Raw genomic sequence first — 19,165 nt, forward strand, 5'->3', positions numbered from 1 at the left:
CAGCGCTCGGACTGGGTCTCAGACCGGTGGCCAGGGCTCGGCCCGGTACAGGAGCTGGGTCTGAAACCGGTGCCCGAGCTCCGGGGCTGGCCTCACCGGCCGGCGGCTGGCTCGATGCCGCCGGCGTGGACCCACGGGCGCAAGAGTCAGCACGTGAGTTGGCAGTCGGACGCCGCCGGTGCTCGGAAGGTGGCCGGTTCTCCGGGGCCGCAGGGTTGGGCGGTTGGTCGGTTTCGCGGCGTTGCCGCTGAATCCATCGCCGCCGGTGGTGGTGGGCCGCCTGAGCGCGGGGCGGCAGGGCTGGCTCTGCCTCGAGAGGAGGTGGCTGGGCCTCGGAAGGACGCGAGCCCGGCGGTGGTGGGGCCTCGGGAGGACGCGAGCCCGGCGGTGGTGGGGCCTCGGAGGTGGCAGAGCCTCGGGGTGGGTGGCCTTCGGGGTGGGTGGGCTTGGGAAGCGGGTTGGGGTGGTTAGTCGTTGGGGGTGGCTAGTTTGCCGGTGGGGAGGATTGTGAAGCGTTTGGCGGGTGGGGTGACCTTGGTGCCGTTGATGTAGACGGTGATGTTGGCGCCGCTTTCCAGGGTTACCCGGATTTCGCCGGCGTAGTTGATGGTTTGGGTGGAGCCGGGGCCGAGGACGCCCTGGAAGAGTTTGAGGCCCTTGGAGTTGCGGATGGTGACGTAGGAGCCGTCGCCTCGGGCGGTGAGGGAGAGCTTGGTGCGGAAGGGGGCCGGCGGCTTCGCGGGGGTGGTCGGTTTCGCCGACGGCTTGGCGGAAGGCTTGGGGGCGGGGGTGGTGACGGCGGGGGTTGGCGTGGTTTTCGACGCGTTGGCCTCTACGTCGTTGGGGAGGGTGAACAGGCGCATGATGCCCCAGCCCATCAGGCCGACCAGGATCGCGCCCAGGACCAGGCCCCAGCGCGGGCGCGCGGAGTGCAGGGTCGGGCGCTTGTCGCTGGCGCGTTCCTCGCGACGGACGCGGTCCGGCTGCGGCGCCGGGTGCGACTCGTCGAACTTCGCCAGCAGGGCTTCCGGATCCGCCTTCACCACCCGGGCGATCGCCCGGATGTGACCGCGGGCGTAGAAGTTGCCGCCGCAGCGGGAGAAGTCGTCGGCCTCCATGGCGACGAGCAGCCCGGATCTGATCCGGGTCGACGTACTCAGCTGCTCGATCGTCATGTCCGCCCGTTCGCGGGCCGCCGTGAGCTCGCTGCCGATGCTCACGCCCCACCACCTCTCTCCACCGTCTACGAAGTTGGCTGCCAGTACGCCGACGTCACAACAGTCAACGCCCTGGGCTCGACGGGTTCACGCGAGGCTCAGACTTGTTCCCTGACCGGACACCTGGTGTCCGCCAGCATGTGCAGAGCCTGTACCACGTCTTTGGTGGACGCTTCCCCGTTGGACGGCTTGGCCGTCAACCCGAACGGTACCGCGAGCGAAGTACCGGTCAGCCGCCGGTTGGCGTCGGTGACCTTGCGAGTCGCGGCCGGCATCTCGCTGAGCACCGGTCCGGGATCGAGCAGGTGGACCGCGATCCGGCCGTCGTCGAGCAGATGCCGCCGCTTCAGCACGGTGACCTCCTCGATCTCCTCCCACCGGGTGCCTATCCATTCGTTGCGGATCCGCAACCGGATACCGACCTCGTCGGCGACCAGCATCGCCCCGACGGTCAGCGCCCGGGCGCAGATCACCGCTAGTACGGCGAAGGCCGCCGCGGCGATCCAGCGCAGTACGCCGGTCGGGCTTGTCGACCCCGAGGTCGCGAAACCGATCGCGACCAGCGCGGCGCCGACGGCCAGCGCGCCGTGCACCGGCTGGGAGGCCTTGACGGTGAACTCGTGGGTGGCCTGGTCGATGTCGACTGCGTGCTGCTCAGACCGGGGCATCGCGGTGTGGGCGGTCACGGGTCACTCTCCTCGCAATGTGGCGACGAAGTCCTCTAGGTCGTCCGGTTTCACCAGTACGTCGCGGGCCTTCGAACCCTCGCTCGGCCCGACCACACCCCGGCTCTCCAGGATGTCCATCAGCCGGCCCGCCTTGGCGAAACCGACCCGGAGCTTACGTTGCAGCATCGACGTCGAGCCGAACTGGGTCGACACGATCAGCTCGGCCGCCTGGACGACCAGGTCGAGGTCGTCGCCGATCTCGTCGTCGAGGTCCTTGCTCGGTCCGGCCGGCGCGATCAGATCCTCGCGGTACGTCGGTTGCAGCTGCTCCTTGCAGTGCTCGACGACCGCCCGGATCTCGTTCTCGGTGACCCAGGCGCCCTGGATCCGCATCGGCTTGCTCGCGCCCATCGGCAGGAACAGGCCGTCACCCTGGCCGACCAGCTTCTCCGCGCCGGGCTGGTCGAGGATGACCCGGCTGTCGGCCAGCGACGAGGTCGCGAAGGCCAGCCGGGACGGCACGTTGGCCTTGATCAGACCGGTTACGACGTCGACCGAAGGACGCTGGGTGGCCAGCACCAGGTGGATACCGGCGGCCCGGGCCAGCTGGGTGATCCGGACGATCGAGTCCTCGACGTCGCGCGGCGCGACCATCATCAGGTCGGCGAGCTCGTCGACGATCACCAGCAGGTACGGGTACGGCGTGAGGACGCGCTCGCTGCCCGGCGGCGGCTTGATCTTGCCGCCGCGGACCGCCTTGTTGAAGTCGTCGACGTGCCGGAACCCGAAGGCCGCCAGGTCGTCGTAGCGCATGTCCATCTCGCGGACGACCCACTGCAGCGCCTCGGCCGCCTTCTTCGCGCTGGTGATGATCGGCGTGATCAGGTGCGGGATGCCCTCGTAGTTGTTCAGCTCGACCCGCTTGGGGTCGACCAGCACCATCCGGACCTCGTCCGGCGTCGACCGCATCAGCACCGAGGTGATCAGCGAGTTGACGAACGACGACTTGCCCGAGCCGGTCGCACCCGCGACCAGCAGGTGCGGCATCTTCGCCATGTTGGCCACGACGAAGCCGCCCTCGACGTCCTTGCCGAGCCCGGCGACCATCGGGTGGTGGTCGTTGCGCGCGGTCGCGGACCGGATCACGTCGCCGAGGCTGACGATCTCCTTGTCCACGTTCGGGATCTCGATGCCGATCGCGGACTTGCCCGGGATCGGCGACAGGATCCGGACGTCGGCCGAGGCCACGGCATACGCGATGTTCTTCGACAGCGCGGTGACCTTCTCGACCTTGACCGCGGAGCCGAGCTCCACCTCGTACCGGGTGACCGTCGGGCCACGGGTGTAGCCGGTCACCTGGGCGTCGATGCCGAACTGGTCGAACACCTCGGTGAGCTTGCCGACCACCGCGTCCGACGCCTTCGTCCGGGCCTTGTGGACCGAGCCGGGCTTGAGGATCTGCCCGTCGGGCAGCGTGTAGGTGATGTCGCCGGAGAGGCTGAGTTGCTCGACCCGTTGCGGCAACGGCGTGTGCGGCGGCGGCTCCGGAGCCGGTTCGGGCTCCAGGTCCTTCTTGGAGCCGGCCTTCATCGCACCCGCGACGGCACCGTAGATCGGCGGAGCACCGGCCGCGGCCGCGGCGGCGCCGTCCGCGTCGACGTCGTACGGCTCCTCCTCCGGATCGATCGGAGCCTTCTTGCGGCCGCGCTTGTTGATCTCGCGGCCTTCGAGCACCGGCGAGTCGTACGGCTTGACGGTCGGCTCGCCGTCGTCGTCCAGGGCGGCCTTCGCGCGCCGCTCCTTGCGAGTCAGACGGACGGTGTCGTCAGCAGCCGCGGCCACGGACGGCGCGTCGGCCGGGAGCTCAGTACGTCCGAGCAGTACGTCGAATGCGGCACGCACCCGCAACGGGATCGCGTAGATCGGAGTACCGGTGACTACGAGGGCGCCGAAGAGGGCGAGCAGGACGAGTAGCGGCGCTGCGACGTACTGGGTGAGCAGGTCGGACAGGAGCGAGGAGACGACGTACCCGATCGCTCCCCCGGCGTCCTGCAGCCGGCCGTCGGACGGGTTGCCGGGACGCGGCAGCCCGTTGGCGATGTGAACCAGACCCAGTACTCCGAGGGAGACGGCCGTCCAGCCGATCACCTGGCGTCCGGCCGGGCCGTTGCGGTCCGGGTGACGCATGGTGCGCAGGGCGATGAACAGGAGCATCAGCGGTACGGCCCAGCCGAGCATGCCGACACTGCCGCCGACTGCCACCCGGATGCCCTTGCCGACCGCGCCGGGCATGTCCCACCAGATCGCGGCGGCCACTACGAACGCCAGGCCGATCAGGGTGAGGCCGGCGCCGTCACGGCGGTGGGCCGGGTCCAGGTCGCGGGCGCCGTGGCCGATGCCGCGGACCATGCTGCCGAGCACGTGGGCGATCCCGATCCAGACCTTGACCAGCCCTCTGGCGAGGGCGAGCATGGCGGCCGCGAACGGACCCGCGCTGCTCGCTTTGGGCACGGCCGTGCGCGCAGCGGTGGAGCCACTGCGCTTCGTGCTCTGCCCACGCTTCTGGGCGCCTGACGGACGGGAGCGGCCACCAGCCGCCGAGCGGCCCGATGCGGGGCTGCTGGCTGCCGACTTCCGCGCCCGCGCCGGGGAAGACGTGCGGGTCGCCATGTCTAGCAGGCTACCCCGACTACCACTCGAGTCACACGTGTCACACGCCGATCACACCGCCCCATCCGTAGCGTCACAGCCCCACGCGGCCGGGCGTGTCCCAGCGGCCGCAACGCAGGCCTCAGGCGCCGGTCACGCCGTCCAGATGTTCGCGGAGGAGGTCGGCGTGGCCGCAGTGGCGGGCATACTCGCCGATCAGATGGATGTAGATCATCCGGAGCGAGGACACCTCGTCACGGAAAGTGAACTGCTCATCCAGAGAATGGCCTTCGGCGGCCTTGTCTGAAAGCGCCCATTCGTCGATCAGGGCTTCGTACTCCGCCTGTGCCCGGCCTGCGTCGATGAGTTCGAAGTCCGCGTCCTTGCCGAGAGCCGGATCGAACACGGGCGCAGCCGGATTGTCGCCCGCGAAGTGGATGCGGAACCAGATTCGTTCGACCTTGGTCGCGTGCCGGATCAGGCCGAGCAGGGAGAGGTTCGACGGTGGCAGCGGGCGGGCGGCCAGTTGCTCGGCGGTCAGGCCGGCGCATTTGTACAGCAGCGTGGTCCGGTGGAAGTTCAGGTAGCCGGCGAGCAACTCCTGCTCGGGCGCGACGAGCGAGCCCTCGGGCCGCTCGACCTCAGGTGCGATCCAGGTCATCCGCGCATCCTCCCCCAGCGGTCACCCCGCGAGCCATTGCATTAAGCAACAACCCGGAAAAGCACACTCACCCACGCCTGGCGTCTCACGATACGTTCGAGTATCCCAGCCAATGAGATGGCTGCTGGCGCGAAGGCCGGATCGTTGGCTACGGTCTTGGGCAGGTCATGAGTGTCAGCGTCAAGCCCCGGCTCGCTGGCCGGCAACCCTCCACCGCGGTGGGGTGCCCCGGGTGAGGACCCGGCCGTTCGGATACCCCGATTCGGCAAGTGCGGACCACCCGGGAGCAGAACCATGTCGATCCTCTCCATCCTCGAGCCTGCCAACGCCGCCGTGACCACCCGGCCGGCCCTCGCCAAGCTCACCACCGGCAACATCCCCGCCACCGTCGCGAGCGACCTGCTGGTCCCGCTGGCCGACGGCCGCGTGACCGACTACGCGAACTTCGACCACGGTGCGAGCGCGCCGTGTCTGGAGTCGGTGCGAGCGGCGGTCGAGGCTGCCCTCCCGTCGTACGCGTCGGTGCACCGTGGCAACGGCTACGCCTCGCGCATCACCACCCAGTGGTACGAGCGGGCTCGCGCCGAGGTTCACGGCTTCGTCGGTGCCCGCGAGGACGACCAGGTGATCTTCACCCGGCAGACCACCGACGCGCTCAACCTGCTGGCTCGCGCCGTACCGGCCGACGCGACCGTGATCGTGTTCGAGTCGGAGCACCACGCGGCCCTCCTCCCCTGGCCCGCCGAGCGCACTACCAGGCTCGCGGCGCCCACCAGCCACACCGGAGCGGTCACCGCAGTCGCCGACGCACTGCGCGCCGCACCGGAGGGCCCGCGCCTGGTCGTCATCACCGGCGCGTCGAACGTGACCGGCGAGATCTTCCCCATCGCGGAGATCGCCGCCGTCGCCAAGGCCCACGGTGCCCGCGTCTGCCTCGACGCCGCGCAGCTCGCACCGCACCGCGTGGTCGACATCCAGGACCTGGACGTCGACTGGGTGGCGCTCTCGGGCCACAAGCTCTACGCCCCGTACGGCGCCGGCGCGCTGATCGGCCGGGCTGACTGGCTCAACGCGGCCGACCCGTACCTGTACGGCGGTGGCGCGACGGCCGCAGTGACCGGCGACACGACCGTCTGGAACCAGGGCCCGGCCCGGCACGAAGGCGGCTCCCCCAACGTGATCGGCGCGATCGCACTGGCCGCCGCGTGCGCCGCGATCACCGAGCACCGCGAGGCGATCGAGCAGCACGAGCGCAGCCTGCTTGCCCGGCTCCGCACCGGCCTGGCCCAGATCGCCGGCGTGAACACGTACGACATCTTCGGCGCCGACGCCGACCGAGTGGGCACGGTCTGCTTCACCATCGACGGGGTCAGCTCGACGCTGGTGTCTGCGGCGCTCTCGGCGGAGTACGGGATCGGCGTACGGGACGGCAAGTTCTGCGCGCACCCGCTGGTCGGGCACCTGCTCGCCGACTCGCCGGAGGCAACCGCAGTCCGCGCAAGCCTCGGATTGGGTACCACCCGCGAGCACGTCGACCGCCTCGTCAGCGCGGTACGCGCCCTGGCCACCAACGGCCTGACCACCGAGTACGACGAGACGCCGCACGGCTGTCAGCCCCACAACGACCCCCGCGACCTGGTCGCGCCCAAGATCTGGTGAATCACCCCGCACTCGCCGACCGCCTGAGCCGCTCCACCGCTCGGTGACTGGCTGAAGACCACAGACGTGGCGAGTGCAGGACCTAGTGGTGAGCGGCAAACGCCTAACGGTCCGGACGGTTGGCCAGCCAGGCAGCGATCTGGCTGCGCGAGCTGAAGCCGAGTTTGTCCAGGATGTGCACGACATGCGATTCCGCGGTCCGTCTGCTGATCACGAGTCGGAGCGCGATCTCCTTGTTCGTCAGCCCCTGGGCCACCAGCTCGGCCACCTGATACTCCCGATCACTCAGCGATCCTGCAGCGGCGGCCACCGGCCGCGGTGCCGGTACTGCGGCCGTGCGCCCGGCGACGAACGTCATCGCCTCGTCGAAGCCGGCCGCGGCCGCCGCTGCGCCACGCCCGAAAGCCGCCCGGTACCGGTCGTTGCCCAAGGCATCCGTCACCTCACGCTCACAGGCGTCGTGAGCGTCACTCATCCTCAACGAGCCGAGCAACCGCTGCCCGCCACCCATCGGCCACACCTGGTGCGCGACCCCGAGCAGCTCGGCAGCGCGTTCGGCCCGGCCCATCGCTGCAGTGGTCCAGCACAGCAGCTCCAGCCAGGTCGCTGCGCCCAGTACGTCATTGAAGAGGGCTGCAAGCCTGACTGCCTCGATCAACCTAGCAGTCGCTTCAACGTACGAGCCCTGCATCCATTGAGCCAGCGCGCACGCGTAGAGCAGGCCCCCACGTGCGTACTGCTCCCCCGTCTCGTCGCAACGCTCTAGTGCCCGCTGGGCGAGTGCCATACCCTCAGCTAGCCGTCCCTGCCAGATCTCTGCCTGGGCCGTAGCCGAATGGAGCTGCAGCAGGAAGCTACTGGGTTGATCCAGCGCCTCCAGCCGGCGGATCGCCTCATGGAAGAGCGGTGTCGCCTTCTCGATCTCGCCGGTCAGGAAGTAGTAGGCACCGAACACGAAGACGGTGTGGGCGAGCATGTCAGCGTCGTCGTGCTCACGCGCCCAGCTGTCGGCCTCCGCGGCGTACGCGTAGATCGTCGCGGCCTCGCCCATCAGGCTGAGGGCGAAGGACAGGATGCCAAGAGCAACGGCCCGGTCCCGGCTCGGCTCCGGGTTGAGTTCCAGTGCTCGCTCCAGCCAGAGCTTGCCCTCGGCAGGATGACCGCAGAACAACCAGTCGAAGTGCAGCACGACCACGAACCGCAGGAAGACCACAGGGCTGCTAGAGCTGTACTCCAGAGCCGCCCGGAGATTGGCATGCTCGTCCCTGCACCAGGCCTGCGCCTCAACCTGTGCCGTACTGCGACGCCAGTCCTCACTCCACATCGCCGCGAGCCGCAGGTAGTGATCCCGATGCAGAGCCTGTACCGCGTCTGCCTGGCCCGCCTCCCGAAGCCGCCGAAGCCCGTACTGCCGAACAGGCTCCAACAGCCTGAATCGACCCTGCTCGCGCTGCACGATCGACTTGTCCACCAGGCCGGCCAGAACGTCCAACCCACCGCCAACCGCCTCAGCACCGGTTAGGTCGAAGCCGGCAAAGACCGAGAGCCGAGCCCAGAGCTCCTGCTCCTCAGGACTGCACAGGTCATAGCTCCACCCGAGCGCTGCGCTGAGTGACTTGGACGAGAGACCGTCCAACCGGTCCAGGAGCTCGGAGACCGACAAGACCCGCAACCAAGCAGCAGCCAGCTCGACGGCCAGCGGGATTCCGTCGAGCCGCCTGCAGATCTCGGCAACGGCAGCCCCGTTCACCGAGTCGACCACGAACCCAGTGGACACAGCAGCGCCACGATCGGCGAACAGCCGCACAGCATCGGAGGCGAGCTCACCGACGGCCAGTGGCGGCACGGCGTACACATGCTCGCCTTCAACACCCAGCACGTGCCTACTGGTAGCCAGGACCCGGATGCCCGGCGCTGCCGGCAGCAACTCAAACACCAGGGCAGCACACGCCGCAGCGAGGTGCTCACAGTTGTCGAGCACCACCAGCAGCGACCGATCACTCAGGTAGTCGGTCAACCACGCAACGGGATCCTCATCGGCATCCCGCAGCCCCAGCGCTACCCCCACCGTCCTGGCGAGCAGCGCCGGCTCACGCAACGCGGCAAGCTCCACCAGCCACACACCGTCAGGAAACGTCCGCCGAACCTGTACTGCGGTGCGCAACGCGAGGCGGGTCTTGCCCACCCCGCCGGGACCGGTGAGCGTGACAAGGCGGCTGGTAGCGAGCAGTGCCCTGACATCCAGCAACTCTTGGCGCCTGCCGACGAAGCTGGTCAACTCCGCCGGCAGGGTTCCCATGCTCCGAATCTAATCCAGATAGTGCTTCAGGTCAGCCGCCGCGTGCCGGTACTCCGCCTGGGTGGAAGGTAGTTGCCGGATCGGCGTAAGCAACGCCATGTCGTGGATCTGCCCGACATATTGCACAGAAATGACGTCCACCCCGGCCTCGTCGAGCTTGTGTCCGTAGGCCTGCCCCTCGTCGCGCAGCGGGTCGTTGCCGGACGTGTGGATGATGGCCGGGGGCAACCCGCGCAACTGGTCGACCCGAGCCTGCAGCGGAGCGGCGTACGGGTTGTGCCTGGTGGCCTCGTCCGGGGCATAGATGTCCCAGCCGAACTTCATGAAGTCACGGGACAGGAACCGTCCGTCCGCGAAGTCCCGGTACGACTCCGTGTCCAACTCAGCTGAGGTGGCCGGGTAGAGCAGCAACTGGACCTTGATCGACGGACCGTCGTGGTCACGCGCGTAGAGCGTCAGCGCTGCGCTCAGGTTGCCGCCGACGCTGTTACCGGCGACAGCGAGCCGCGCTGCATCGAGTCCCAAGGCAGCGCCCTCCGAGGCGACCCACTGCAGCGCAGCGAACGCCTCTTCCAGCTGGGTCGGGAAGACCGCGTCCGGGATCGGCGTGTACTCGACGAACACGGCCGCGTACCCGGTGGCGATCACCAGGTCCCGGGTCAGCGACTGGTGGTTGTCGAAGTCGCCCGCGATCCACACGCCGCCGTGCAGGAACAGGATGACCGGCAACGGCCCGTCGACACCCGAAGGACGCTGGATGTAGACCTTGGCGCTCACCCCGTCGACGGTGATGTCGTGCTCCGTGACATCGACCCCGCTCAGGTCGGGCGGCGCGGTTGCCTGCAGACCACGCAACACCCCACGAACCTGGTCGCCCGGCAGCAACCAGTACGGGTCCGGGTTCTTGTTCACCTCGGTCAGGAACTCCCGGACCCGGCGCTCGATCCTCAGGTCGGTACCGGCGTCCGGGACCTCGATTGCGCTCATCTGACTTCTCCCTGCTCACGGTGGGGACTGGTGGCCCGAGTCCAGCACCAGTCCCCGTGAGCGGGCATCCGTCAAAATACCGATCGCGCAACTACGGCTGGAGTCCCGTGTGGTGGGCGGCGAAGGCCAGTAGGTCGGCCCACTCGGAGGCGACCATCGCTGCCGGCTTGCCGAAGCCGTGGCCGGTGTTGACCTCGATCCGGGTCAGTACCGGTTTGTCCCCCGCCTGCACGTGCTGCAGCGTCGCCATGAACTTGTGGCTGTGCAGCGGCACCACCCGGTCGTCGTGGTCGCCAGTGACGACCAGGGTCGCCGGGTACGACGTACCGTCGTGCAGGTTGTGCAGCGGCGAGTAGGCCAGCAGGTCCTCGAACTGGGTCGGGTCATCGGGCAGTCCGAAGTCGGATGCCCAGGCGGCGCCCACAGTGAAGAGGTGGAAGCGCAGCATGTCCATCACGCCGACGCCGGGCAACGCCACCGCGAACAGGTCCGGCCGCTGAGTCATCACCGCCCCGACGAGCAGCCCGCCGTTGCTGCGCCCGTGGATGGCCAGCTGGGCGGGCGTGGTGATCTTGGTCTTGGTCAGGTCCTCCCCGACCGCGATGAAGTCGTCGAAGACGTTCTGCTTGTTCCGCAGCCGCCCCTCGTCGTGCCAGGAGCTCCCGTACTCCCCACCGCCGCGCAGGTTGGTGATCACCAGTACGCCGCCCGCCGCAAGCCAGGCCGGCCAGCCCGGACGGTAGTCGGCCATGATCGGGATGCTGAAGCCGCCGTACCCGTACATCAGCGTGGGCCGCGGCTCGTCGAAGCTCAGGTCGGCCCGGCTGATCAGGAAGTACGGCACCTGCCGCCCCGGCTCGACCCGGCGGCTGACGGTGATGTCCGGCGACAGGAAGCCGACGCCGGCCGGCACCAGCGACGGCAGCGCACGGAACTCGCCGGTCGCCGCGGAGACCACGTAGGCGACAGTCGGATCCGTGGTCGACGAGAGCCCGATGAAGAGCTCGTCGTACTTCGGTGACGAAGTCAACCCCACAAAGCCCCCGCCCGGCACCGGCACCACCCGGCCGCCAGAGCCATCCAAAGCGTGCAACGTAAGCACCGGCTGCGCATCCACCAGCGAAACCACGGCCAGCCCCGACGCCGTACCGCTGACGGTCAGCAACGCATCCTGGCCCTCGGGGATGAGGTCGGTGAAGTTGCCCTCCAAGTCCGACGTCACCACCCGGCCCCGGGGCGCATCCTGGTCGGTCTGCAGGACCAAGCGGTCGCCGGACATCCGCACGAAGATGTTCTCGTCGCGGAACTCGTCGATCACCTTGATCGGCTCGCCAAGCACGCTGCCCTCGAGCGGGTACACCCAGATCCTCGACGCCGGGTCGGTGCCCTCGGCAAGCGTCACCACGAGGTAGCGGTCGTCGTCGGAGACCTCGGGCTGGATGAAGAGCTGCGGGTTGTCGGGGAAGCTCAGGATCAGCTGGTCGTCGTCCTGCGGCGTACCGACCTTGTGCAGCTTCAGCTCGCCGGCACCGAGCGCCTGCGTTTCGGTCCCCTCACTGCGGCCGCTGGCCGGGTAATGGAGGTAGAGGTACGCCGACGAGTCCGGTAGCCAGGTGGCCTGGGAGAACTTGGCACGGGTCACCACGTCGTCCACATCGGCACCCGTGGCGATCTCCCGGAGCCGGAAGGTGGTCCAGTCGCTACCACTCTCGTTGACCCCGTAGGCGAAGTACCTGCCGTCCGGGCTGATGGTGAAGTTGCCCAGCGAGTCAGTGCCGTCCACGGACAGCTTGTTGGGGTCGAGGATGACCCGGCCGCCCTCCAGCAGCCCCTCCAGCGAGTCGGCGACGTAGAGGACGTCCTGTGCCTGGGAGCCGTCGTTGCGGCCGACGAAGTACCAGCCGGACTTCTGCACCGGTACTCCGGCCCGCGGGCGCGCCAGGATCGCAGTCATCGTCTCCTGGAACCAAGCGCGCTCGGGGTAGCTCGACAGCTCGGCCTCGGTCGCAGCGTTCTGACGGGAGACCCAGTCCTTGGTCTCGTCGGAGTCAGCGTCCTCCAGCCAGCGGTACGGGTCGGCGATCTCACGTCCGTGCAGTGTGTCGACGACACTCTCGTCACGGCGACTCTCTGGGTAGCTCATGCGAGCCAACTTACTGCGCGTCAGTGGTGGGCGGCCGGCAGGTCCTTGCGCCAGAGCACCTTGCCGTAGAGGTCACGCAGCGAGGCGGTGAAGACCTCTGACCGCGGATCAATGGAGACGTGTCCGAAGAACTGGTTGCCACCCGACGGCGGCTGGTTCGGGAAGTCGGCCGCCTTGACGAACTCCAGCCGGGGGCCGAAGGTCGGGTCGAGCGCGTTCGGCCCGAAGGTACCGGCGTTGACCGGACCCGCGACGAGCTCCCAGAACGGGTCGAAGTCGGTGAAGGCCGCCCGCGACGGGTCGTAGTGGTGCGCGGCGCAGTAGTGCACGTCGGCGGTCAGCCAGACCGTGTTGCGGACCTTCCGGCGCTTGAACTGCGAGAGCACCCAGGCGATCTCGTGCTCGCGACCACCCGGCGCACCCGCCAGCCCGTTGGCGACAGCCTCGATCTCGGTACCGTCCGGCACCAGCAGCCCCAGCGGCATGTCGCTGGCGATCACCTTCCAGGTCGCCTTGGAAGCGGCGGCCTCGCGAACCAGCCAGGCGGCCTGCTCGGCACCCAGCATCGCGACCGGCCCTGCGACACCCGGCGCCGGGTTGGCGCCGCGGTACGTCCGCATGTCGAGGCAGAAGACGTCGAGCAGCGGGCCATAACTCACCTTGCGGTAGATGCGGTTGCGGCCGGCGGTGTGCACCATCGGCAGGTACTCGAGGAAGGCCTGCCGGGACCGCTGAGCCAGGACGTCGACCCGCTTCTCGGTGTAGCGGTCGTCGGTCAGGATCTCGCCCGGGTACCAGTTGTTCAGCGTCTCGTGGTCGTCCCACTGGCTGACGATCGGCACGTCGGCGTACAAGCCGCGGAGGTTGTGGTCGAGCAGGTTGTACTTGTACCGCCCCCGGTACTCCGCCAGCGTCTCGGCGACCTTGCTGACCTCCTCGGTCACCACGTTCTTCCAGGTGGTGCCGTCCGGGATCGCCACCGACGCCGCGATCGGGCCGTCGGCGTAGATGTTGTCGCCGGAGTGCAGGAAGAAGTCGGGACGGGTCTGGTGCATCGCCTTGTACGCGATCATGCCGCCGATGTCGGGGTTGATGCCGTAGCCCTGGCCGGCGGTGTCACCGGTCCACACGAAGCTCACGGGGCGGTTGCGGCCCGGCGTACTGAAGGAGCCCTCGATGGTCTCGCCGCGGCGGCCGTAGGCGTCCTCGAAGCCGATGCGGTAGTCGTAGCGCTGGCCCGGGCGCAGACCACGCAGCGGCAGTTGCGCCGTGTAGTCCTGGTCGGCCGAGGTGATCGGGCCGCGCAACGTCACGGCCCGGTCGAACCGGCCATGACTGGTCAGGTCGACGGTCAGCCGGGCGCGGCGATCGGTCCTGGACCAGACGACGGCGGAGTTCGAGGTGACATCGCCCGACATGATTCCGGATGGCAGAGCAGGACGGTCCCGGCGTACTACGGAAGCGGCGGCGGTCACGCTCGGTACGGCGGCGGTCGCACCCGCGACGGCAGTGGCGGCCAGTAGCTGGCGGCGGCTCAAGTTCATGAGCCGAAGGTGCTCCTCCGGAGTGACATCGCGGTGTCCGCGGAACGAACTGAGTAACAACTTGCCCGAGGTATCGCCGGGGGCTTGCGCGGGCGTCGATGATTGAGTCTCACAGGGTCGAAGGGAATTCCGGTGCAGTCCAGGGAACAACGCCTCGCAGAGGTGTTCATCAAGCTCGCCGACACGCTCGGCGACGATTTCGAGCTGGCCGCCTTCCTGGGCATGCTCGCCGAGTCGACGGTCGAGCTGCTCGAGGTGGACGCGGTCGGCCTGGATCTGGCCAGCGACGGCCATGTACTCCGGGTCTTCGCCACAGTCGACTCCCCCGCCCAACTGGTCGAGCATGACCACCCGGCCTACGCCACGACCGAGGAACTGCCGCTTTGCCTGCGGGGCAAGGTGATCGGCTCGATGAACCTGTTCCGGACCGGCCCAGTCACGTTCAGCGAGCAGGAGCTGACGCTGGGGCAAGCGCTGTCCGACATGGCGACGATCGGACTGCTGCACGAGCGCGAGCACCGTGACCGGCAAGAGCTGTGCGGGCAACTGCAGCAGGCGCTGGACAGCCGGATCCTGATCGAGCAGGCCAAGGGAATGCTGGCTGAGCGGACCGGGCTGAGCCTGCCGGAGGCCTTCGCGGCGATGCGCTCCTACGCCCGCGGGAAGGGCTGTGGACTGAAGGCCGTGGCCAGCGGTGTGGTGGACGGCACACTCCGCACCGCGAGCCTGCTGACTCCCTGAGCCTGACCACGCCACGCCCCTACCGAGCGGTCGGTTGCGTGTGGTCGCCCAGCGTGGTTCCGTTGGGTGCTACAGCCACTCTTCTCGTGGCGCTGCCCTGGACCCGGTGGCGCATCGACTGATGCACTCCCGGATGGGGCGTTCTCCTTGTCGCAACTGCTTGCCGAAGACCCGCACCCCCAAAGACCGCAGCAGAAGTACGCGAGTCTTTACAGCGACCTCTTGCACACGGTCCGGGACCTCGGCCTGTTGCGACGTCGCTACACCTACTACTGGACCCGCATCGGCCTGGTACTGGCCGCCCTCGGCGGTGTCATCACCGGATTCATCCTGCTCGGTGACTCCTGGCTGCAACTGCTGATGGCCGGCGCCCTCGCGCTGATCCTGGTCCAGGTCGCGTTCCTCAGCCATGACAGCGCGCACCGGCAGATCTTCCACTCCGCCGCCTGGAACGACTGGACCGCCCGGCTGCTGGCCGGCGGCCTGGCCGGGATGAGCATCACCTGGTGGAAGAACAAGCACAGCAAGCACCACAACGCGCCGAACCAGCTCGGCAAGGACCCCGACATCGCGATCGGCGTCGTCGCCTTCACCCCCGACCACGCGGCCAAGCGCAAGCGCGGCTTCATGAAGTGGTACCAGGACCGCCAGGGCTGGCTCTTCTTCCCGCTGCTGACGCTGGAGGGCCTGAGCCTGCACGTGTCTAGCCTGCAACACCTGTTCCGTCGCGGCGCGACCAAGGTGGAGCGGGTCGAGGCGGCGGTCGTCGTCTCCCGGCTCGGCCTGTACGTGACCGCGCTGTACGTTCTGCTGCCGGTCGGCAAGGCCAGCGCGTTCCTCGGCCTGCAACTGGCCGTCTTCGGCGTCTGCCTCGGCGGCTCGTTCGCGCCGAACCACAAGGGCATGCCGCTCGTGCCGGCCACGATGAAGATCGACTTCCTCCGCCGCCAGGTGCTGATGTCACGCAACATCCGCGGCGGTGTCCTCACCGACTTCGCGATGGGCGGGCTCAACTACCAGATCGAGCACCACCTGTTCCCGAGCATGCCGAGGCCCACGCTGCGCCACGTCCAGCCGATCGTCCGCGAGTACTGCGAACTGCACGGCGTGAAGTACACCGAGGTCGCCTTCCTCGAGTCGTACAAGATCGTCGTCGACTACCTCAACAACGTCGGCCTCCGCGCCCGCGACCCGTTCGCATGCCCCCTGGTCAGCCAGTACCGGAAGTAGTCAGGCAGTACTTGAGGTAAGCAGCGGTAGGGCGGCGGCCAGCGCATCGTCGGCCGCTGCCCGTCCCAGCGCCTGGTGGTCGGCCAGCACGGTCGCGCCCTGCAGCAGCATCAGCAACTGACGCCCGGCCCGGTCCGGGTCGGCAACGCCCGCCGCGGCGGCGATCTCCGTGAGCAGGGCCTGATAGCCGTTGAGATGCTCGACCACCATGCTGTGAGCCGGCTCGAAGTGCCGCTGAGTGGCCGCGTTCACCAGCGCGCAGCCCCGGTAGTTCGCCTGGTCGAACCACTCCCCCAGTACGCCGAACACCGCGGTCAACTGAGCGACCGGGTCAGCCCCGCCCGTCTCCGCGGCCCGCCTGAGCCAGGCGTTGTTGCGCTCGCTGCGAGCCTGGAGGACGGCGGCGATCAGCCCGTCCTTGGAGCCGAAGTGCCGGTACAGGGTCTCCTTCGAGGCTCCCACCGACGAGCAGAGCTCGGCGATCCCGACGCCGTCCAGCCCGCGCTCGTAGAAGACGGCGGTGGCGGCCTCCAGCATTGCCGCCCGGGTCCGGTCGGGGTCGAGCGTGGTTCCTTTGGCGACGGGCATGAGACAGATGGTACCGATCGGGCCCATCTCTTGTTAGCGTTGCGATGGTACCGGTCGGTTCGATCAGATGAGGTGTCGCTTGACGTACGCCAGCACCGTCACGTTCACCGTCGCCAGCGGCGGTCATGAGTTGCCCGGAGTACTGCATCTACCGGCGGGCGACGGGCCGCATCCGGCGGTGCTGTTGCTGCACGGGTTTCCGGGGTGGGAGCGCAACTTCGACCTCGCCCACGTCCTGCGCCGCTCCGGCTACGCGACACTCGTCTTCCACTACCGCGGTTCGTGGGGCTCCGCCGGGACGTGGGCCTGGAGCAACGTTCTCGAGGACGCGGCGGCCGCCGCCCGGCAACTACGCGCCGATCCGCGCATCGATGCCGCCCGGCTCGCCGTCATCGGCCACAGCATGGGCGGATTCGCGGCGCTGCAGACAGCCGCGGCCGATCCCACGATCCCGGTGGTTGCCTCGATCGCCGGCTTCGACTTCGGCGCCGCCGGTACCGCGCCTGATCCCGACCAGTATGTCGAACCGTTCGACGGCGACCTGCTTCCGTTGCAAGGGACCAGTGGCCGCGCACTCGTCGACGAAATGGTTGCCCACGGCCCCGAATGGCGCCTGGCGGACCTGGCGCCTCGGTTGGCGGATCGCCGAGTCCTGCTGATCGGGGCGAGCCGAGACACGGCCGCACCCCCGGAGCAGCACCACCTGCCACTGGTGGAGGCATACAAGAACGCTGAGCACCACCTATTCCCCACCGACCACGCCCTGTCGGACCACCGCGAAGAACTGGCCCAGGCAGTCATCACCTTCCTCAGGGGCTGAAACCGAGGCAGGGCCGAGCCGGAGCAACCCGGCGGTGAGGCTAGTCCGGGCGGTAGGCGGGGAGCGAGCTTCGCTGCCCGTAGTGTGAGGCGCATGTGGTTGGGATTGCTGTGCGCCCTGGCTGCCGCTTTGGCCTATGGCCTGGCGTCGGTGATGCAGTCGATGGCTGCCGCGGCGACGCCCGGTGGTGATGAGGGCGTTGATCCCCGGTTGTTATTCCGGGTTGTCTCGCAATGGCGGTTCATGGCCGGGATCGCTCTGGATCTGTGCGGGTTCGGAGTGCAGCTTGCCGCATTGCAAGTGCTCCCACTCTTTGTAGTCCAGGCGGCGCTGGCGGCCAGCCTCGCCGTGACCGCGGTGGCGGCGAGGTTCCTCGGGATCAGGTTGGGGCGGCGTGAGTGGGCGGCGGTCGGCGCGGTCTGCGTCGGGCTTGGGCTGCTCGGGCTGTCCGCGGAGAGTGAAGGCGCCGCCTCGATCGGCAGCGGCTTCCGCTGGGGCCTGGTGATCGCCACGGTGGCCCTCGTCGCGATCGGCCTGTCAGCAGGGTTGGCGCCCAAGAGACTGCGAGCACCGATGCTCGGCCTGGTGGCCGGGCTGAGCTTCGGGGTGGTGGCGATCTCGGGCCGGATCATCGACAGCTTCAAGCCGATCGATCTGCTCACCGATCCCGCCGTCTACACGGCGGTCGTCGCAGGAGCCGGGGCGATGCTGTTCTTCGCCTCGGCGTTGCAACGCGGCAGCATCACGACGGCGACGGCCATGCTGGTCGTCGGCGAGACGGTGTTCCCGGCCGCCGTCGGCATCCTGGCGCTCGGCGATCGGACCCGCCACGGCTTCGTAGTACCGGCAGCGGCCGGGTTCGCTCTCGCGATCGCGGCCGCCCTGGCCCTTGCCCGGTACGGCGAGCTCAGCTCGACGGAGGAATCTCCCCCGAGCCGCGAATCGTCAACTTCACCGGCACCCTGACCGTCCGGCCCGGGCGGTGCGGCTCGGGCAGCCGCTCGGTCATCAACTGGATCGCGGTACGGGCCATCACGTCGGCCGACTGCGCCACCGCAGTGAGCCCAGGGCTGAGCAGGTCACCGAGCGCCAGGTCGTCGAACGACACCAGCGCCACGCGGTCACGCCGACCGGCCATCCCCCGCAGTACCTCCGCAGTCGTCATGTTGTTCGCGGAGAGAATGGCCGTCGCGGGCTCGGGCCGGTCCAGTACCGCGGACAGCGTGATCCCGATCCCCTCCGTCGTCGGCTCGGACAGGTGGACGAGGTCCTCGTCGACGTCGATCCGGTGCCGGGCCATCGCGGCCCGGTACGCGACCACACGCTCGCGAGCCGTGAAGATCCGCTCGTCGTCACCGAGGTACGCGATCCGCCGGTGCCCCTGCCGAACCAGGTGGTCGATCGCCTGGTCGATGCCGCCGGCGTTGTCGGCCAGCACCGCGTCGGCCTCGATCCCGTGCGCCGGCCGGTCGATCGTCACGACCGCCATCCCGGCGTCCACGTGCGGAGCCAGGTACTCCTGGGTCTCCCCGATCGGCGCCATGATCAGCGCGTCCGGGCGCCGGGCGACGAACTCGAGGCAGACGTCCCGCTCGCGCTCGGGGTCCTCGTCGGTCAGGCCGATCATCACGACCGAACCGCTCCCCCGCGCCCACAGCTCGACCGCCCGGCCGAGCGAGGCGAAGAACGGGTCGCCGATGTCGCGGATGACGACCGCGATCGTGCCGGTCTTGCCGCGGCGCAGCATCCGGGCGCTCTCGTTCGGCGTGTAGTTCAGGTCCTTGATCGCGGCCTGGACCTTCGCGGTCAGCTCCGGGCTGACGTTCGGCTCCTCGTTGACCACCCGGGAGACGGTCTTGAGCGCCACGCCCGCCCGGGCCGCGACCTCTTTCATGGTGGGCCGGCGCTGCCCGGCTCCATTCACACCAGTAATGCTCACGTCTGGCCCACCCCTCTGAA

At 68.8% G+C, this 19,165-nt stretch carries 15 protein-coding genes and 1 riboswitch; of the genes, 5 read left to right on the forward strand and 10 right to left on the reverse strand.

What is annotated here, in order from left to right; translation table 11 throughout:
* Positions 1–467 precede the first annotated feature (467 nt).
* The 4 genes from ACIA12_RS09775 to ACIA12_RS09790 all read right to left on the reverse strand — a co-directional run bounded on the left by ACIA12_RS09775 (position 468) and on the right by ACIA12_RS09790 (position 5,195).
* Entirely contained in the window at positions 468–1,220 is a 753-nt protein-coding gene (locus tag ACIA12_RS09775) for a RodZ domain-containing protein (RefSeq protein ID WP_396366510.1), read from the reverse strand.
* 95 nt (positions 1,221–1,315) lie between these two features.
* Complete coding sequence (locus ACIA12_RS09780; protein ID WP_396366511.1) at positions 1,316–1,903, reverse strand: hypothetical protein; 588 nt, start codon at positions 1,901–1,903, stop codon at positions 1,316–1,318.
* A 3-nt stretch (positions 1,904–1,906) separates the two neighbouring features.
* Positions 1,907–4,555, reverse strand: coding sequence for a DNA translocase FtsK 4TM domain-containing protein (locus tag ACIA12_RS09785; RefSeq protein ID WP_396366512.1), 2,649 nt, complete (start codon positions 4,553–4,555; stop codon positions 1,907–1,909).
* Between the two features lie 121 nt (positions 4,556–4,676).
* Positions 4,677–5,195, reverse strand: a complete 519-nt coding sequence (locus tag ACIA12_RS09790; protein WP_396366513.1) for a DinB family protein — start codon at positions 5,193–5,195, stop codon at positions 4,677–4,679.
* A gap of 163 nt (positions 5,196–5,358) precedes the next feature.
* Positions 5,359–5,473: riboswitch (SAM riboswitch) on the forward strand.
* A 16-nt stretch (positions 5,474–5,489) separates the two neighbouring features.
* Here ACIA12_RS09790 and ACIA12_RS09795 point away from each other — a divergent pair.
* Positions 5,490–6,854, forward strand: coding sequence for an aminotransferase class V-fold PLP-dependent enzyme (locus ACIA12_RS09795; RefSeq protein ID WP_396366514.1), 1,365 nt, complete (start codon positions 5,490–5,492; stop codon positions 6,852–6,854).
* 103 nt (positions 6,855–6,957) lie between these two features.
* Here ACIA12_RS09795 and ACIA12_RS09800 read toward each other — a convergent pair whose 3' ends face one another.
* The 4 genes from ACIA12_RS09800 to ACIA12_RS09815 all read right to left on the reverse strand — a co-directional run bounded on the left by ACIA12_RS09800 (position 6,958) and on the right by ACIA12_RS09815 (position 13,827).
* Positions 6,958–9,153, reverse strand: a complete 2,196-nt coding sequence (locus ACIA12_RS09800; protein WP_396366515.1) for an ATP-binding protein — start codon at positions 9,151–9,153, stop codon at positions 6,958–6,960.
* 9 nt (positions 9,154–9,162) lie between these two features.
* Positions 9,163–10,140 carry an alpha/beta hydrolase gene (locus ACIA12_RS09805; protein WP_396366516.1) on the reverse strand — a complete coding sequence of 326 codons (978 nt, stop codon included), beginning with the start codon at positions 10,138–10,140 and terminating at the stop codon, positions 9,163–9,165.
* 91 nt (positions 10,141–10,231) lie between these two features.
* Positions 10,232–12,283 carry a prolyl oligopeptidase family protein gene (locus ACIA12_RS09810; protein WP_396366517.1) on the reverse strand — a complete coding sequence of 684 codons (2,052 nt, stop codon included), beginning with the start codon at positions 12,281–12,283 and terminating at the stop codon, positions 10,232–10,234.
* Between the two features lie 20 nt (positions 12,284–12,303).
* Positions 12,304–13,827 carry an alkaline phosphatase D family protein gene (locus tag ACIA12_RS09815; protein ID WP_396366518.1) on the reverse strand — a complete coding sequence of 508 codons (1,524 nt, stop codon included), beginning with the start codon at positions 13,825–13,827 and terminating at the stop codon, positions 12,304–12,306.
* A 132-nt stretch (positions 13,828–13,959) separates the two neighbouring features.
* Here ACIA12_RS09815 and ACIA12_RS09820 point away from each other — a divergent pair, with 132 nt between their 5' ends.
* Both ACIA12_RS09820 and ACIA12_RS09825 read left to right on the forward strand, forming a co-directional pair.
* Complete coding sequence (locus ACIA12_RS09820; protein WP_396366519.1) at positions 13,960–14,568, forward strand: ANTAR domain-containing protein; 609 nt, start codon at positions 13,960–13,962, stop codon at positions 14,566–14,568.
* A gap of 147 nt (positions 14,569–14,715) precedes the next feature.
* A complete protein-coding gene (locus ACIA12_RS09825; protein ID WP_396366520.1) occupies positions 14,716–15,798 on the forward strand; it encodes a fatty acid desaturase family protein in 1,083 nt (360 codons plus the stop codon).
* Here the strand turns inward: ACIA12_RS09825 and ACIA12_RS09830 are convergent, their stop codons facing one another.
* A complete protein-coding gene (locus ACIA12_RS09830; protein ID WP_396366521.1) occupies positions 15,799–16,386 on the reverse strand; it encodes a TetR/AcrR family transcriptional regulator in 588 nt (195 codons plus the stop codon). It abuts the gene before it with no gap.
* A 79-nt stretch (positions 16,387–16,465) separates the two neighbouring features.
* Here ACIA12_RS09830 and ACIA12_RS09835 point away from each other — a divergent pair, with 79 nt between their 5' ends.
* Both ACIA12_RS09835 and ACIA12_RS09840 read left to right on the forward strand, forming a co-directional pair.
* Positions 16,466–17,206, forward strand: coding sequence for an alpha/beta hydrolase family protein (locus ACIA12_RS09835; protein ID WP_396366522.1), 741 nt, complete (start codon positions 16,466–16,468; stop codon positions 17,204–17,206).
* A gap of 93 nt (positions 17,207–17,299) precedes the next feature.
* Positions 17,300–18,172 carry a hypothetical protein gene (locus ACIA12_RS09840; RefSeq protein WP_396366523.1) on the forward strand — a complete coding sequence of 291 codons (873 nt, stop codon included), beginning with the start codon at positions 17,300–17,302 and terminating at the stop codon, positions 18,170–18,172.
* Here the strand turns inward: ACIA12_RS09840 and ACIA12_RS09845 are convergent.
* Positions 18,114–19,145, reverse strand: a complete 1,032-nt coding sequence (locus ACIA12_RS09845; protein WP_396366524.1) for a LacI family DNA-binding transcriptional regulator — start codon at positions 19,143–19,145, stop codon at positions 18,114–18,116. The genes ACIA12_RS09840 and ACIA12_RS09845 overlap by 59 nt on opposite strands.
* Positions 19,146–19,165 lie beyond the last annotated feature (20 nt).

Source organism: Kribbella sp. NPDC051620, assembly GCF_044453825.1.
Taxonomy (GTDB): domain Bacteria; phylum Actinomycetota; class Actinomycetes; order Propionibacteriales; family Kribbellaceae; genus Kribbella.